General features: G+C 71.7%; 16 protein-coding genes. 3 read left to right on the top strand and 13 right to left on the bottom strand.

Translation table 11 applies throughout. The annotated features are described in order from the left end of the window. Positions 1-42 precede the first annotated feature (42 nt). The 7 genes from I5Q34_RS26815 to I5Q34_RS26785 all read right to left on the bottom strand — a co-directional run bounded on the left by I5Q34_RS26815 (position 43) and on the right by I5Q34_RS26785 (position 7,286). Positions 43-2,109 carry a hypothetical protein gene (locus tag I5Q34_RS26815; protein WP_199895009.1) on the bottom strand — a complete coding sequence of 689 codons (2,067 nt, stop codon included), beginning with the start codon at positions 2,107-2,109 and terminating at the stop codon, positions 43-45. A 22-nt stretch (positions 2,110-2,131) separates the two neighbouring features. Beyond that, positions 2,132-2,632 carry a hypothetical protein gene (locus I5Q34_RS26810; protein ID WP_199895008.1) on the bottom strand — a complete coding sequence of 167 codons (501 nt, stop codon included), beginning with the start codon at positions 2,630-2,632 and terminating at the stop codon, positions 2,132-2,134. Between the two features lie 2 nt (positions 2,633-2,634). Continuing rightward, the gene (locus I5Q34_RS26805; protein ID WP_199895007.1) at positions 2,635-3,255 is read right to left on the bottom strand and encodes a hypothetical protein; all 621 of its coding nucleotides are present in this window, start codon (positions 3,253-3,255) and stop codon (positions 2,635-2,637) included. 176 nt (positions 3,256-3,431) lie between these two features. Then, positions 3,432-3,647, bottom strand: coding sequence for a hypothetical protein (locus I5Q34_RS26800; RefSeq protein WP_199895006.1), 216 nt, complete (start codon positions 3,645-3,647; stop codon positions 3,432-3,434). A 718-nt stretch (positions 3,648-4,365) separates the two neighbouring features. Then, entirely contained in the window at positions 4,366-5,301 is a 936-nt protein-coding gene (locus I5Q34_RS35090; RefSeq protein WP_234429597.1) for a hypothetical protein, read from the bottom strand. Beyond that, entirely contained in the window at positions 5,298-5,837 is a 540-nt protein-coding gene (locus tag I5Q34_RS26790; protein ID WP_199895005.1) for a hypothetical protein, read from the bottom strand. Before I5Q34_RS26790 ends, I5Q34_RS35090 begins: the two co-directional genes overlap by 4 nt. A gap of 168 nt (positions 5,838-6,005) precedes the next feature. Next, positions 6,006-7,286: a helix-turn-helix domain-containing protein gene (locus tag I5Q34_RS26785; protein WP_199895004.1), complete on the bottom strand. Its 1,281-nt coding sequence runs from the start codon at positions 7,284-7,286 to the stop codon at positions 6,006-6,008. A 135-nt stretch (positions 7,287-7,421) separates the two neighbouring features. On the opposite strand from I5Q34_RS26785, the gene I5Q34_RS26780 reads away from it, so the two are divergent. From I5Q34_RS26780 to I5Q34_RS26770, 3 genes are all read left to right on the top strand, one after another. Next, complete coding sequence (locus I5Q34_RS26780) at positions 7,422-7,685, top strand: hypothetical protein (RefSeq protein WP_199895003.1); 264 nt, start codon at positions 7,422-7,424, stop codon at positions 7,683-7,685. Between the two features lie 103 nt (positions 7,686-7,788). Then, positions 7,789-8,085 carry a hypothetical protein gene (locus tag I5Q34_RS26775; RefSeq protein WP_307811741.1) on the top strand — a complete coding sequence of 99 codons (297 nt, stop codon included), beginning with the start codon at positions 7,789-7,791 and terminating at the stop codon, positions 8,083-8,085. Further along, the gene (locus tag I5Q34_RS26770) at positions 8,082-8,336 is read left to right on the top strand and encodes a hypothetical protein (RefSeq protein ID WP_199895002.1); all 255 of its coding nucleotides are present in this window, start codon (positions 8,082-8,084) and stop codon (positions 8,334-8,336) included. The genes I5Q34_RS26775 and I5Q34_RS26770 overlap by 4 nt, the downstream gene beginning before the upstream one ends. A 434-nt stretch (positions 8,337-8,770) precedes the next feature. Here the strand turns inward: I5Q34_RS26770 and I5Q34_RS26765 are convergent, their stop codons facing one another. The 6 genes from I5Q34_RS26765 to I5Q34_RS26735 form a co-directional block, all read right to left on the bottom strand. Continuing rightward, positions 8,771-9,598, bottom strand: coding sequence for a DciA family protein (locus I5Q34_RS26765; protein WP_199895001.1), 828 nt, complete (start codon positions 9,596-9,598; stop codon positions 8,771-8,773). Then, positions 9,595-11,952: a hypothetical protein gene (locus tag I5Q34_RS26760; RefSeq protein ID WP_277965793.1), complete on the bottom strand. Its 2,358-nt coding sequence runs from the start codon at positions 11,950-11,952 to the stop codon at positions 9,595-9,597. Before I5Q34_RS26760 ends, I5Q34_RS26765 begins: the two co-directional genes overlap by 4 nt. A 1,010-nt stretch (positions 11,953-12,962) precedes the next feature. Beyond that, positions 12,963-13,235 (bottom strand): helix-turn-helix domain-containing protein, encoded by a 273-nt coding sequence (locus tag I5Q34_RS26750; RefSeq protein ID WP_199895000.1) that lies wholly within the window; start codon positions 13,233-13,235, stop codon positions 12,963-12,965. A gap of 25 nt (positions 13,236-13,260) precedes the next feature. Beyond that, positions 13,261-13,413, bottom strand: a complete 153-nt coding sequence (locus tag I5Q34_RS26745; RefSeq protein WP_199894999.1) for a hypothetical protein — start codon at positions 13,411-13,413, stop codon at positions 13,261-13,263. Then, positions 13,407-14,246, bottom strand: a complete 840-nt coding sequence (locus I5Q34_RS26740) for a protein phosphatase 2C domain-containing protein (protein WP_199894998.1) — start codon at positions 14,244-14,246, stop codon at positions 13,407-13,409. The genes I5Q34_RS26745 and I5Q34_RS26740 overlap by 7 nt, the downstream gene beginning before the upstream one ends. A gap of 1 nt (position 14,247) precedes the next feature. Continuing rightward, positions 14,248-15,171, bottom strand: coding sequence for a sigma-70 family RNA polymerase sigma factor (locus tag I5Q34_RS26735; protein ID WP_234429596.1), 924 nt, complete (start codon positions 15,169-15,171; stop codon positions 14,248-14,250). Between the last annotated feature and the right edge of the window lie 139 nt (positions 15,172-15,310).

The raw sequence follows: 15,310 nt of genomic DNA, 5'->3' as shown, positions 1-15,310 counted from the left end.
GGCCGGCACACCAGGACAGGACACTGACACGACACGGACACATCACGACAGGGCGCCCTTGAGGACCGTCAGCCGGTAGATCGTCGGGCGCTTGGGGTCGGTCGCGGCGTCGAGACGGTCGGTGGGGACGTCGAGGCCGGCGTCCTTCAGCTTCGACTTCAGGGTGCGGCCGACCATCAGGAGCCGGTTGGGACGGCCGTTCCACTTGCCCCACGTGGCCGCGTCGGCGGCCGCCAGGTGATCGGCGATCTGCGCGAGCGTGAGCACCTCGGGATCACCGTGCGTAGCGAATGCGTCGAGCAGGAGACGGGCGATCTCCGGCACCTGGGCACTCGGAGCGGCGGTCGGCACGGCCGTCTCCAACGGGGGCAGGCCGGCGGCGATGCGCTCCTGGGTCCGCTTCTCGGCCTCGCCCGGGGGGAGAGGGGAGACGTAGCGCAGAACGGGGGCGCGGTGCCGGGGGGTGAGGCAGTAGAAGCGGCCGGCGTCCGCGGGGAAGCCGGGCTCGGGCGAGGGCACCAGGAGATGCGGCAGCCAGCCCCGGGAGATCGCGTCCGCCCGGCCGACCACGATCGGGACGTCGGCGGCCCGGCAGGGCATCAGGATCCGGATCGGGAACGCATCGGCGATCGCGTCGCCGAGCACGTCGCTGGTGGCGTCCTGGGTGAGCAGCACGAGGGTGATCAGAGCCTCGCGGCCGACGCGCAGCAGCTGGACCGCGAGCTCCTTGCCCCGCTTGGACAGCTGCGGGAACTCATCCAGCACGGCGATGATCGCCGGACCGTCCGGGGTGGGGATCCAGTTGTCCTGGGTCGGCGGCATGGAGGCGATCCGGGCCTTGGCCCGGGCCACCAGGGCCTCGAGCACCTTCTCAGCCTCGTCGGGGGTGCGGGCCGTCATGACAGCCGCGGGCGCGAACGCCTTCAACCCGCGCTTGATCGGGTCGATGTCGACGATGACGGCGTCGCGGCAGGCGGTGACGTACTCGGCGATCGCCTGCACCATGCCGGTCTTGCCGCCGCCGGTGTCCGCCACGATGATCACGTGCTGGCCGGCCAGGACGACCGGGGTCTTCTCGCCCTCGATCGACAACCCGATGCTCACCGGGTCGGTGATCGAGCACGACTTCGGCGCCCGCTCCGGGTACGGCAAGGGGTGCTCGAAGGGGTCCTGGGTGAGGACCTGCAAGTTGACGAGGGCGGCGTCGTTGGGGTCGGCGGGCTGCGCCATGACGCGGGACTCGCCCACCCGCAGCGTCGTCGCCATCGGCTTGAGGATGCTGACCAGCTGGCCGGCCGTGCCGGACTCCAGGACCAGCGGCACCCTCCACCCGTAGGCCGTCTGCTCCGGGACGAGGACCTCGGCGACCTTCGCGGCCTCCTTCTTCAAGGCCAGGCGCACCGCCTCGCGCGCCACCTTCGGGTTGGTGCCCGCCTCCCGGATCGGGAACGGCTGCGGATCGGGGTCCTCCAGCTCGGTGTGCGCCGGCGCGCTCGGCGGGACGAACAGCAGCTTGGGGACCGGGGGCCGGCGCCAGGTGGGGTTGCGGCCCTTCGCCCAGGCCAGCACCGCGACCACCAGGACCGCCACGGCGGTGACCACCAGGCCGGCGAGCGCGGAGACCCACCACAGGCTTCCCCACAGCACCGGCAGGGCCAGCATCCCGGCGAAGGCGGCGAGGTGGCGGCGGGAGCGGACCTGCCCGCGCCCGATCTCCAGCATCGACGTCGTGACCTCGAGGTGCCGGAACTCCTGCTGCCCGATGCGCATCTGGAGCTGGGTCCACTGCATCATCCGGTACGAGATGATCGGCGACGCGCCGAATACCCCGCCGAAGCCGCCGTACCCGTAGCCGTAGCCGCCGCGCTTTTGCATCTGCATCCGCTGCATCTGCATGTAGGTCTGCTGCTTCTGCTGCTGCTTCAGCAGCGTGATGTTCTGCTGGACCTCGGCCCGGCCGCGCTGCTGGATCTGCCGCCACATGCGGTACTGGTCGTTGAGGATGCGGTGGGCGATATGGGTGTCCGTCAGGTCGTCGGCCCGCCACCAGCGGCCCCACTCCGCGCGCAGATGGCGCACCCCGTCGGCGAAGGTCCCGCTGCCGGGCATAGCCGTTCTCCTCCTTGCTCGGTCAGATGCTGCGGATCAACAGGTCGCCGACGGTGTTCCCCGAGGTGCGGATCATGCCCATCGCCATCCCGAGCAGGCCCGCCGACGCCCCCAGCCACACCCCGCACAGCGCCCCGCGGATCACGGGCTCCTTCAGGTCCGCCCGCCCCGACTTGATCAGCCCCAGATACAGGGCGAGCAGGCACAGCCCGGCGATCGCCCCGGACACGCCGACCGTCTCGCCGCCCGTCAGCGGCCCCTTGCGCCCCGCACCGGCGACGGCCCCGGTGGCGTTCTCCAGGGCGTACCGGCCGATCCCGTCGCCGAGGGCCGCGGCCGCGCCGCCCATCGTGCCGAGGATGCCGCCGCCCAGGAACAGCAGCGCAGCCATCGCCACCCCGGCAATGAAATGGATCTTCGGCGTGGGGTCTCCGCCGCGCCACCGGCCGATCTGGTAGAAGAGCACGACCAGGCCGAGGGCGACCGCGCCGATCCCGCCGGCCGCGGCTCCCGTGTTGTTCATGTTCACGCTCCTGTCAGGAAGTTGATCAGCATGCGCCCGAGCAGCCGGGCGACGGCGATGGCGAAGGACCACGCGGCCACGGCCACGGCCAGGCGCAGCAGGTAGCCGATGTACGGGGTTTTCCAGGCCCGGCCGGCGAGGCGGACCAGGCCGTGCAGGGCGTTGGCGAAGAGACCGGCCAGCGCAGCACCGAGATGGCTGCCGATGGGCAGCAGCCAGAGGACGCCCAGGAGCAGCCCGACCATCAGGAGCCAGCCCACCGGCGCGAGGACGCCGTTCTCGGCGACGGAAGCCGACATGCGGTCCACCGTGCTCCGCCCGCCCCACGTCACCAGGAGCGCGAGCAGCAGAGCCGGGACGTTGTACTTCAAGCGCAGCCACCGGATGTCGAGCCCCCGCTTGGCGGCCACGGCATGCGGGTCGGGCAAGTGGGCGGAGATCGCCTCCCCGATGTGGGCGCCGATCTCGTACGCGGCCGCGATCCCCTCGCTGCCGTGCACGGCGAAGGCGTCGGCGTCCTGCCATTCCTCCCGCACCCCGGACAGGCGCCACCACTCCGAGCCCTGGCCCTCATCCTCGCCGCCAGCGCCGTCGGCCGCGCCTGACGGCGATTCAGGCTCCATACCGACAGTGGGTGGGTGAGTCGGCGGCGGCGGAGCGTCCGGGGGCAGAGACGCCGAAGGCGAACGCCACCACTCCGAGGTCGGCTCGGCTGCTGCCCCGGCGTCTGCAGCGGGTGCCTCCGGAGGCAGCGGTTGATGGAACGGATCCGGCTCCTGGCCACCTATCTCGCCGTCCGTCATGCCATGCCGCCGGAGCGCTCGTCCACGCCGACGCCGAAGCGGCGCCACAGCCAGGCCCGCACCCGCAACTCGTCCCCGTACAGGCCGTGCCGGGCCGGTCGGCACTCGCCCGTCGGACACGGTCCGGGCACGGACGGCACGGTGCGGGTGGTGCTGGTCCGCCCGCGGACTGCGGATCGGCGTACCGTGACGCCGACGGCTATACCCGTCATCTAGCCGGTCCTTCCTCGGGAGGGAATGCGGCGGCGCCCCTCCGCTCCCAGTGACCCCGGGCGCCCCCTACTCGATCACCTGTCGCAATCTAAACCTCACCACCCGTGATGGGACAGAGCTTTCCGTGCGAAACCCCCGCGCCTTGATGCGCATCCGTCGCACAGCAGGTCAACCCACCTAAACGGCACGCAGCTCGTAAGGATCGTGATGCGGGATCAAGTGGGACGCACGGCCCTCAGCCGCCTGGGTTTGCTCGCTGCGCAGGCGAGCGGGGCCGGCGTACGCGCGGGATGCCCAGAAGCGTTCGCCGTCGCCGGGCCGTGTCCACCTCGACCCCGACGGCACCCAGTTCTACGGTGGCCTGGTCGGACTACCGGACGGCTGGCTAGAGCAAGTCGGCCGTTACGGATGGGCCGTGCCCTACGTCGGCGATGTTGGCCTCCACGAACTGCGCGGTGACGGCATGGCTTTCACCCGCGCGCTGCGGGCCGCCGCCCAGGCCGGACGGCTGGTTGGAGCCCGGATCGTAGTCGGCACCCCTTCGTAGAGGTTGTAATGGCGAACCGCCCCGCGGCTCCGGCGATGCCGGGTGGCGCGGGAACGGGCCCGGGGGCGGGTCGATCAATCAACCGGCTGGTCGCCTGGCTCACTCGTTCCCATGGGCTTGCGAGCGTCCTGATGGCCGCAGGCTGCACGGCGAGACTTCACGAGCGGGTGTTACCAGCGCCGCAGGTCCTTGGCCAGCTGCTCGTACCACTCCGCGCGGCGCGCGCCGCCGGCCGGCTTGTCCCCGAGGGCCACCACCGCGTCGGTGACGCTGTGCGTGAGCCGGTACAGCAGCACCTGTGTCGCGGTCTCCAGCCACTCCTGGGTCCTGGTGGCCGGCGGCGCCGACCCGAGCACCGTTACGAACCACGCCGGCAGTACCGCCCGATCACTGATGGCATCGGCCAGCCGGCTGCGCAGCGCCAGGATCAGCTTCTGCTCCGCCTTCTGCCCGGCGGCGATCACGTCCTGCTGTTCCGCGCGGGCTTTCGCGTCGGCCGCCAGGGCGATGTCCGCCGCCTCCACCAAGCCGGCCTGCCGGTCCAGGTCCTGGCGCAGGCGCCGCTCCTGCTCCAGCGCCTTCGCGAGCTCGGCAGCCGCGCTTCCCCGCTCCCGGGGCGCGCCGGTGCGGGTCAGCTTTCCCACGGCGGCGATCACCGTCGTCCGGTGCTGGCGGTGCTGGGCGACGGTGGTCTCGAAGTGTTGCACCCGTTGCTGGTGCATCGACCGCTCGTAGGGGTTGAGCAACAGGCTGCTCGCCTGCCGGCCGCGGTCCATCGCCCGGGCCAATTGGCGTTGCTCGTCGGTGAAGGTGTCCAGGTCGGCGAGCTGGGCGACGCCGGAGGCCAGCAGCCGGCCCTCCAGGAGCTGCACCTGGCCGATCAACCGCTTGAGCGTCCGGTTGGTGTCGGTGATGTGGCTGCCCAGGTCGTTCTCGATCTCCTCGAGCTTGCCCTCGGCGTCGCTGATGTCGCTGCGGATGCTGCGCAGTTCGTCGTCGAGGTGCTCGGTGTAGCCGAACTTCCCGTTCAGGGACCGAAGGTCGCTCTCCAGGGAGTCGACCCGGTCCTCCAGGTCCCGGATCGGGCGGTCGTATTCGCCGGTCACCGCCGCTGCTCCTCGGGCTCGGTTCCGTCGGATATCCCAGCGATCAGCAGCCAGCCGAACACGATGGCGGCGATGAACCAGGCGGAGAGCACGCTCAGGCTCACCAGCGCCACCACCAGGCACAGCACGTGCAGGCCGATCGCGGTCCGGCGTTGCCGGACGTGCCGGGCGGTGGTGACCTTGACCGACCATCCGGCGAGCGTGGCGAGCAGATGCGGTATCAGGAGCACCAGCCACCAGGTGCTGCTGTCCGTGAGGAATACGGTGCTGATCAGCCCGGCGGCCACCGCGGCCTCGGCTCGCCACGACCAGCGCACCACGCGCTCGCTGCCAGCGCGGCGCGGTTCGGCGAGCCGCGCGGGCAGCTGTGTCTCGAAGGCGATCAGCTGCTCGGCCTCGTTCACCAGCCATCGGTACTCCGCGTCGAACGCCGCGTCGTCCTGGTCGAGCCTGCTGACCCGCGTGTACCGGGCGTTCAGCGTCTCGCGCAGATGCTGATGCTGCTCGTTCAGTGCTCGCTCGGTGCCGTCCGCCATCCCCCACCCCTGTGATGCCCGTGCCCTTGTACGCCACCGGCCAGCAGGTAGCCGGACAATCCAAACCGGACCGAAGTTACCGACCACCTGTGGGTTCCGCTGGAGCTTCGTGGACAGTGGCCGGAACCGGGCGGATCGTTGTCCACCAGCGGCTGGCTTCGCGGGGCTTCAGCGAAAGAGCCGGCCGGGGACCGGCAGGCCGCCTTCGCGAAGTATTCGTCGTTCCGCGCGCGATCGGTGCGAAGCGGCGGAGACGACGGTGTGGGCGAAGTCGGTCTCGTCACGCTCGCGGAAGGCCCGTACCAGCTGGACCAGCACCTCGGGGGAAGCGAGTCTGCCGACGTAGGGAAGGAACACTTCGCCGAACGGCCTCTCCTCCTGCTGAAAGCCGACCTTCCAACGCTCGTCCTTGAGCACCCCATCAGGGCCCATGACCGGCGGGAAGTGGAACCGCGGCTGCGGCACCTTGACGTCCACGGCCAGTTGACGCAGCCGTATCGCAGGGCAGAGCTCGGCGATGGCATGTACGAGCCGGTCGGCGTCCGGACGCCGCCGGTGCTGGTCCAGCAGGGCGTAGAAGGCGCCGACGGCGGGAGGGGAGGCGTTGAGGGCCGCGAACTGGATGATCTGGCCCGCCTCGTCATCGCGGCCGACGTCGCGCAGCTGGGCGAGGAGATCGATGACGTTCCCGCTCTGCACGCCGACCTCTCTGCTGAGCCGCAGGACGTCGTCCTGCTCCGGCGCCGGGCGCGAGCTGCCGCCACCGTCGCCGTCCTCCCAGCGTTCCACCTCACTGTGAGCCGCCTGGGCCATGGCCTCCACCTGCTGGGATTCATCTTGCTGGAGCCGCAAGAGCGCACCGGTCTGGGCCACCGCGCCTTCGAGCTCGGCGACCCGGCGCAGCGCGGCATCCCGCTCCGCCTCCAGCGTCCGTATCCGCTCGTCGCGGTCCGCGGCGCCGGCCTGCCGCAGCTGGTCGATCTCCCGCTCGGCCCGCTGCCGGTGTGCCCGTTCCTCCTCCAGCTCCTGGCCGAGGGCGGCCAGCACGCGGGCGGTCTCGGCCCGCTGTTCCTGGAGCTTCTCCTGGAACTCGGCGACCTGATACGCGTGGGCCTGCAACGGGCCCCGGGACCTCGCGGCCGCGTACAGCAGGGCGCGGCTCTCCCGCGCCGCCGCCTCGACGGAAGGCGCATCCGGCCCGGCCAGAAGTTGGTGAAGGCGCGTCAGTACCTGCGGGGCCGGAAGGCTCTGCCCGGACAGGTAGCGCGAGAGGCGCGTGGCGTCGACGGAGAGCGCCGCGGCCAGGTCCGTCGACGTCATCCCCGCCCGCTCGCGCAGCTCCCGCAGGTGCTCCGCGAAGACCCGGTCCTCCGCGCCCAGGTCGTCGCTGAGGGGCGCCAGCCCCCGCGCCCGCGGCATTCCGGCCGCCTGTAATCGCTGTTCCGTCACAGATCCCTCCCTCAGTTTGCGCTGCTCGCAATGTGCCGGGAACCGGGCAGAGAGCCCTTGCTGCCTGCCGCAACCACCCCAATACGCAGTGGACTTGACCCTATCCGGACGCCCCGCAACGGAATGGAGAACGCCATGTCCCCCACGCCTTCGCCGCAGCAGCCCCGCTCGATCTTCGAGCTGCGCGCCGGTGCGCTGCGCCTCGCAGTCGAGCGCGTCCCCCACCCCCATTCCGCCCGGTCCGGGCCGGTGGCCCAGCGTCCCAGCCGGTGCGGCGAGCGCGGGAGGCGGCGTCGACGGGTCAAGGCCCTGCTGTGGCGCGCGGCGCTCGGCGGGGCCTACGCGATCGGCACGGGCGGGGTCACCGTCGCCGTGCACCAGCTCATCGCCTGGCTCTGACCAACCGGCCGTATACCGGGTTGACAGGCGCGGGCCCGGAACGGGCCGCGCGGGTCCCGGCCCACCGAGTAGCGTCGGTTCCCTCACGAAGGAGGCCGTCACCGTGACCGTACCGTCCGCCGAACACAGCCCCGTGCCTGGACCGCCGCCCATGCGCACCCTGCGCGAGCTGCGGGCCGCCCTCCGGACCCACGGCCGGCTCGGGGACCTGCAGCAGTTCGAGGAGGAGCTGGACGCCGCCGACCTGGACGACCTGACCGCGGTGCGCCGGATCACCCAGCACTACCGCCACCGAGTCCTGCTTCGGCTCGATCCCGTGGGATCGGCCGCGGTGGGCCGGCCGACCGACGACGTCATGGCCGAGCTGCGGCGCAAGCTCGCCGACGGGGCGGCCCGGTGACCCACGCGTTCTACTCCGACGCCGCTGAGAAGGCCCGCATCGAGCTGACCCGCGATGAGCGGGCCGCCGTCGACCGCGTCCGCGCGGCCCTGGAGGCCGACCCCCGGCAGGGCCACCCCATGCCCGACAGCGACCTGCAGGTGGTCGACCTGCTGCCGGAGGAGACCGGCGGCCGCGGCATCTCGGTGGTGTACCGGTACAGCGGCGAGCTCGACGCCGTGCTGGTCCTGTGGCTGGTGGCAGGACCGTAGAGGCCGGCTCCGCATCAATGTCCGGGCGGGGAAGCCGATCGTCTCCCCGCCCGGGGGCACGCGAGATGGGCGCGTGATCCCCAGTGTGGGACCAGCAAGGGCCGTCACCGGGCCGCCACGCGGTATCCACGTTGACGCTGGGCCAGCACCACCGTCCCTGAAGCCAGCTCTCCTGGCCCGGGCAGGGAGGTGGCACCGTACGAACCGGCGGCGGCCGTCCTGGCCGCCCTCGACTGGACGCTGTGGACCGAGTTCCACACCTGACTCGCCGAGCACACCACCACCGAGCTGCCCCGCGCCGCCGCAGCACTACAGCGCGCGAGCGCCAGCTGAGTCAGTCGTTGGCGAGGGACTGGGCGGCAGCGCAGCCACGGCCCGAACGGGCGGCAGGGCGCGAACTGCCCATGTCCAAGGTGGTTGATCAGGGTACCGGCTCACGCCACCTCTCCCGTCACCTGTCGAGAGCCAGGTGCCGAGGGCACGGTCGCCCTGGCTCGTTCGGCGCGGGCACGGCGCAGTGCGGCCGCCTCGGTCGCTGCGGCCTGGCGGCGGCGCTGGAGGTGAACCTGCTCGATCGGGGTCGGCGCGTCGTCCGCGACGACGGCGGGCTCGGGGAACGCCCGGCGGGACAGCTCCCGCATCGCGGCGGTCTGCCGTTCCACCGCCGCCGCGATGGCCGGGTCCACCCGGGACGGCCGGGCGGCCTCGCGGTGTGCCTCGATCGCGCGGCGGTAGCCGTCCGGCGGGGTGCGGCGCTCCACCGGCGCGGCGGGTGCGGTCGGCTGCGGGGCCGGGTCGGCGGCCGCCGCGGGGAGGCCGGCCTTCATGGGCGCGGGCGCCAGGATGTGCAGGGCGCGGACGTTCGCCTTCGGCACGGTCTCGTTGGCCGCCGCGATCAGCTTCGGTGTGCTCCAGCGCAGCTTCGTGCCGACGGCCGGAGCGTCGGGGACGACGTCCAAGCGGCCGGTGTCCGCGTCGAACTTCACGGCCTGGACCCGCCCGGCGAGTTCAGGCACGGCCGCGGCGAGGATGGCGTCGAACCGGGCGAGGACGCTGCCGCCGGCGGCCGGGGCGACCATGCCGCGCTCGGTCATCATCAAGCCGATCGCCGCGCCGAGCCCGAGCGGCTCGCGCCCGTCGCGCCGTGCGACCGTGGTGGTGCGCCGCTTCGGCTTCTTGCTGGTGGCGCCGTTCTTCTTCGCCGCCTCCCGGGCGGCGACCAGGGCCTGGCGCGCGAGGTCGACGCCGCTCAGCTCGGTCATGCGATCACCGCCGAGGCCGTGTCGCCGTCCAGCGGGCGCGCGGTGAGCTCGCGCAGCTGCTCCAGCCGTGTCACGAGCAGGTACTTGGCCACGCGCTCGCGGGCCGTGTCGGCCGCCTTGGTCGCGGCCGCGATGGCGTCGGCGCCGTTCGGGTTGTGCTTGAACCACCGGCGGCCCTGCTCGGTCGTGTACGCCCGCCGGGCCTCCGCTTCGGCTTCTTCGGTCCGGCCCAGCATCGCCAGGGCGGTGTCCTGGTACTCCTGAACGGCCTGCTGCGCGGTCTGGAGCGCGGCGAAGGCGTACGCGTCCTGCGCTGCCTCCGGGTCGGCCTCCAGGGCGGCTACGTCGGTGATTGCCAGGAACTCCTGCCATGCGGCGGCGACGCTGTCGCCGATGGCCGTCCGGGCCTGGGCGGCGACGGCCGCGACACTGCCCGCGTCGGCCAGGTCAGCGGACCAGGCCGCCGCGAAGAGCCCGGCCTCACCGATCAGGGACTCGGTCTGACGGCGGTGGTCGCAGCGCTCGCACAGCCCGGCCGCCCGCTGCCGCCCGCAGTCCTCGCACGGCAGGGCCGCTCGCACCGCGTCGGCGGCGGCCGCGGCCGCGCGTTCGGCCTCCGCCCGCAGTGCCGCTGCCGCACGGGCGGCATCCCGGCGGGCCTGCTGCTCGCGGGCCTGCTCCCGGCGCCACGCCAGGTCCTCCGCCTCGATGGCCGCCTGTTCGCGCAGCCGCTCCTCGAGGACGCGCCGACGCTCGCCGTCGGACAGGCCGGGCAGCTCCCGGTCGATGTCCGCGCCGATCCGGGCCCGGCGGGCGCGGCGGAGGTGGATGACGTTCTGGCAGTTCTCGCACCCGGTCCCGGTGTCCAGCCGGATCCCGTCGTCGCAGCGCCGATCCGTGCAGGACGGCCGCTGGACCAGGCCCCGCCGGATCAGCCAGCCGTACGGGCCGGTGACCAGGGCCTCGCCGCCGGTCTCCTCCAGGCGGTCGGTGAGCCGGTCGGCCAGCAGCCGCGGCGCACCGCCCGGCAGCGCGAGCAGGCCCTCCAGACGGGCCAGCTCCGTCTTCGCAGCCGCCTCCACCTGGTCCTGCTGCCACCCGGACAGCCGCTCCCACAGCCACGCCACCGGCCCCAGCGCCACCCGCAGACGAAGATCAGCCGGAAGGCCCACCCTCCGCTGCTGCTGCGCTTTTCCACCACCCATAGCCTTCGGCCGGCCACCGGCACCAGCTCGGGCAGTGCGCTGCCCCACCTGCTCATCGACCGGGGACTCCTTCGGCTGTTCCCCGCGAAGCGGGCCGCCCTCAGCCACCGGCGACCCGGGCCCGGCAACGGCGCTTCCGCCGTTGGCGGCCTGGTCCTCGCCCGCGCACGCGCGCTCCGGCCGACGGCCTTCAGCCCCACGGCCTTCGCCGGAAAAGCCACCAGAGAGCTGCAGGGTAACGACGGGAGTACCCAGGTGAGGGTGGTCAGTGTGAAGGGCTGCCGCAACGTCGGGCTCTGCAACAGCAGCCTCATCCGTCACCGCCGCGCCGCTGACCTGGGGTTTCGTCGTCAAGTCCGGCGCCTGGACAGGCCCTGCCGCAACGTCGGGGTCTGAAAACTCGGGCTCCAGGGCCTCCGTACGGTCCTCCTGGACGTCGTCGGCGACCGTACGGCCGTGCGCGGCGGCGACCGCCGGCACCATCAGCCGGGACCGGTTCGCCATGCCCGAGCCCGTCTTCTGCCGCACCCGCAGCACCAGCTCCCGGGCCTCCAGACGCTCCAGCACCCGCTCCCCCGCCGACGCCGTGCACCCGAGCAGCCGGGCCACCGTCGCCGCGGCCCGGCCGCGCTTGGTGTCCACCGTCCCGCCGCACTGCCGCACCCGCCCGGTCTCCCGCGCCTCCAGCACCAGCAGCAACAGCGCGAGACGGTCCGTCGCCGCGCCGCGACCGGTACGCGTACCGATCAGACCGGCCAGAGTGACCGAGCCGTCCCGGTGCGTCCAGCCCGGCGCCATCACGGCCTCCAGCAGCCGCAGCAGCGTCGCGTACTCCTTCTTCGCGAGATTCAGCGGGTGCCCGACAACGTCCTGCGCCGCCCACAGCGGCAGCACCTGGCACTCCAGGCCGTCGTCCTGGCCGTACTCGCCCTCCGCCGTCTCCACCGACACCACGCCCGACCGGCGCAGCACCGGCACCACCGCGGAGGCGACGTGCGACGCCGACAGTCCCAGCCACCGGCCCAGCTCACCCGTACGGATCTCCACCACGCCGGTCTCCGACGGCGTCCGTGACGCCAGCACCACCACCGCCAGCCGCGCCGCGTCCGACGCACCCTCCAGACCGGGCACGTCCAGCAGCGCGCGCACCGCACCGCCCAGTCGTGCACGGGCATCACGCCCCAGGGCCAGCGGGTGGCCAGGGCCCCGCGACGGAACCGGACCCGCCTGCACAGGGACCAGCCGCGGGCGTGGGCGCCGGGCGGCAGGCACACAGGACGTCGCAGCGTCCCTCGCCGCTACGGCGCTCACCGGCCCACCGCCGTAGCGGTCGAGGACGTGAACAGCTGCTCGAAGATCATCCCGGCAGCCTTACGCAGGCCCCCTGTGGACAGAGCCCAAGCAGCAGCCAGAACCCCGAGAGCTCCCGCCCGGCGGACAGGAACCTTGACTCCCGTCCCGCCCCGCGGGACGGGCCTCCGGATCACCGCAGCGGCACTCGCCATCACCGCGCTCACCGCCCTACCCCGGGCCGCGCAACGGACGGTCAAAGGGAGCAACGGGGAAAGGACAGGTGCGAGGGCCAGGGGTGCTGCGGACAACCGAGCCCTGCTCCGAAGAAATCCGGCCGGGGGCGCAGTTCGAGAGACAGGGGCGTGCGGTCGGCCGGGCGCGCTGAGCTGGCGCTGTTGCGCCGGTGCGCGATCACTCGTCGGACGGAGATGTGACGCACACGAAGCCGCATTCCGCGCCAAACGGACATGCCGGGGCTGACAGGCCCCCAAGAGGTAGTGCAAAATGGCAGCGCTCCTCTCCTTACGCGTGAGGGCATGACGAAGGCCCTCGTGGTCTTCGTTGGTTCGTGGCGAACCAGAAAATGAACTGTTCGACCGGGTGCGAACCGGGCGGGCAATCCCTTCAGAGGGCGTGCGAAACCCTCCGGAGACAGTTGGGCCGCTGGCCGAGGTGAGTGCGAATCACCTCAGTGGCTGAGCGCCCCGGCGGCGAAGCCGCCCCAGACCTAGGTCATCCCGACCCCCTCTGCGGAGGGCTGGTCGGGGTACCCGGAAGTACGAAAAAGCCCCGGCGCGCAGCGCGGCAGCACGCGAAGTCGGCGGGGAATTGCGGGGTCGACTTGCAGTCGAGCGTCGAGAGGGACATCATTCAGCGCTGACCTCCTCGCTATCGCGTGCCGCGTTGGGGTATCTCTCAGCCAGCCGTCGCAGCAGGTGGGCATACACCCCGCGATGCGGACGGCGTGGGTGGGCCTCTCCCGACTCCCAGCGGGCAACGGCCAGCCTCTTGACGCCGATCGCCTCTGCGACTTCAGTCTGCGACAGGCCGGCGGCGACGCGGAGCTGCTGGCGAACTCGTGGCGAGGGCAGGATTTCCCGATCCACAAGGGCGTCAACTCGCCGCAGCGGATCCGACATCCAAGACCTCCAGCCAACATCAACATCACGACGAAAGATACATTACCGGAGCGATCTTCGGAACTGTAGCGTGGCGGGTCTTCTCGCTTCCTCCGGCATGTTCAGACGAACCGTCACCGATGCAGCCTCCGAACTCCAGGGCGGCGAGGGGGGCATGCGGCTGTGTGGTGATCAGCATCGGGCCATCCTCCTCGCAGACCAGCGGACGTACGCGGCGGTTGCGTCGTCGGACTGCTTGAACCGCGGCCACCGCTCGCCGACCGGGTCGGCGAGTTCGACTGCTCGGGTGCGGGCGATGAGGGCCGCTGGCCCCTCGGTGCGTAGCAGGTCGAGGAGTTGCACCCAGCTCAGGGCGCCGAAGCTGTCGGCGAGGCGGCTCGCGCCGTCTGTCAGCAGCGCGGCCTGCCGGACCTGGCCAAGCTCGACAGTGCCGGTGATTGCTTCATCGGCCGCGGCCGGGTTGGTTGATGCCACCCAGTAGCCGCCCGGTCGGTTTCGGAGTTGACGCTGGACGGTGACGAGCGCGGAGACCCGGGCAGCGTGCTCGGGGGTGCCGGTCGGGCCTTGGAGGGCGGCGCGCATCTCTTCGCCGGCGACCTCCTCGACCCGCTTGTCGGTCACGGTCTGGACGCCTTCGTCGCCGAGGTCGAGCACCAACACGTTGTCGGAGAGCACCAGGTAGTCGAGGACGTCGTCCCGCTCCCGGACCATCACGACGGTCGTGGCCGGGACGGCATCCTGGTCCAGCGCGCAGGTGCCACGGTGCAGGTCGTTGACCTCGGCGATGGCGGTCCGCAGCGCTTCGCGCAGCGCGACCGCGTTGTCGCCGATCAAGTTGATCAGGCGTGCGCCGAGCTGCCGCACGAACCATGGAGTGCCGTGGATACAGCCCATGGGCAGGTCCTGTGGGGCGGACAAGCCATCCAGCACGACGACGCCGGTGGGGCTGACGTGGACGGAGTCCTCGTTCGCAGCGCCCGCGCCCTGGGCCGACGCCATGGATACCTGCACGTCATGCCCCTTCCGGGCGGTAGAACGGCGTGATGCGCGCACTCTCGACGATCTCCAGTGTCTCCGGGTCGAACCGGCTGGAGACGAGAGTCGAGAACCGCTTGGCCTTGAGCTCGCGGTGCACGTTGGCCAGCTCCGTGTTGAGCCAGTGGACGACGCCGCCGGAGCCGCGGGCGTGGATGCCGGCGATGTAGAGGAAGGTCCCCTGGCCGTCCGGCCGGGGCAGCCGGCCGAAGTAGGCGATGTCGGCGTTCTCGCCGCGGTCCATGGGCGAGCGGTAGACCTTGCCGGTGTTCCGGTCGACGAGGTGCCAGCCCTCATCGTCCCTGCCGAACCGCAGGTGGGGGTCGCTCTCAAGGATTTGCTCGATCAGAGGCGAGAGCCGGGGGCCGCAGATCACGATCAAGTTGTTGCGGTTGAGCCGGACGTTGCCCCCACGGGGGATGCGCTCGAACGTGATCTCGAGGCCGACGTCTTCGGCCAGATCACGGAGGCGTTCATAGGTCTGGACGTCCTCGGTGGCGATCACAGGGCCCTGCAGGGGCTTGTCCTGGCCGTCCTGCAGTTTGCCATCCTCGAGCTTCTCAGCGAGGGCCACGATCACCTTGCCCGAACCGAGGAACAGGCGCTCAGGCGGAGCACCCTTGGCGAGCTGGCTCACGCGCCCCTTGCTGATACCGAGTTGTGCTGCCAGCTGGGTGCTGTTCAGTTTGCCCACACGCAGCGTCTCGTTGATCGCCTCGTTGCGGACGACTTGGAACTCGGCCCCGTAGAGGTCCTGTACCCGGCCAGCGAGGGCGTGCGCAGCCTTGGCCCGCTCCAGGGGGTCGGACAACTCCTTCAACCGGGACAAGGTGACGTCGAAAGCGGCGTCGAGCTGCTCCTTCAGCGGGGACAGGTCCCCGTCGAGCCGTTCCTGCTCCATGCGCGCCTCCCTCCAGGGTCGTGTTTACCTCATTAAACCGCATCAGTTCAAGGTGGTTGACGCGCGCTGCAGTGCGGTCTACGGTGTGGGCAGCCGGTGAGTTTAGGGCACTAAACAGACCGGTTGCGGGCGCTATATC

It is taken from the genome of Streptomyces sp. AV19 (assembly GCF_015999245.1).
In the GTDB taxonomy this organism is placed as follows: Bacteria; Actinomycetota; Actinomycetes; order Streptomycetales; family Streptomycetaceae; genus Streptomyces.
Note: the sequence above shows the minus strand (reverse complement) of the source record. Positions and strands in the feature narration are given on the sequence as shown.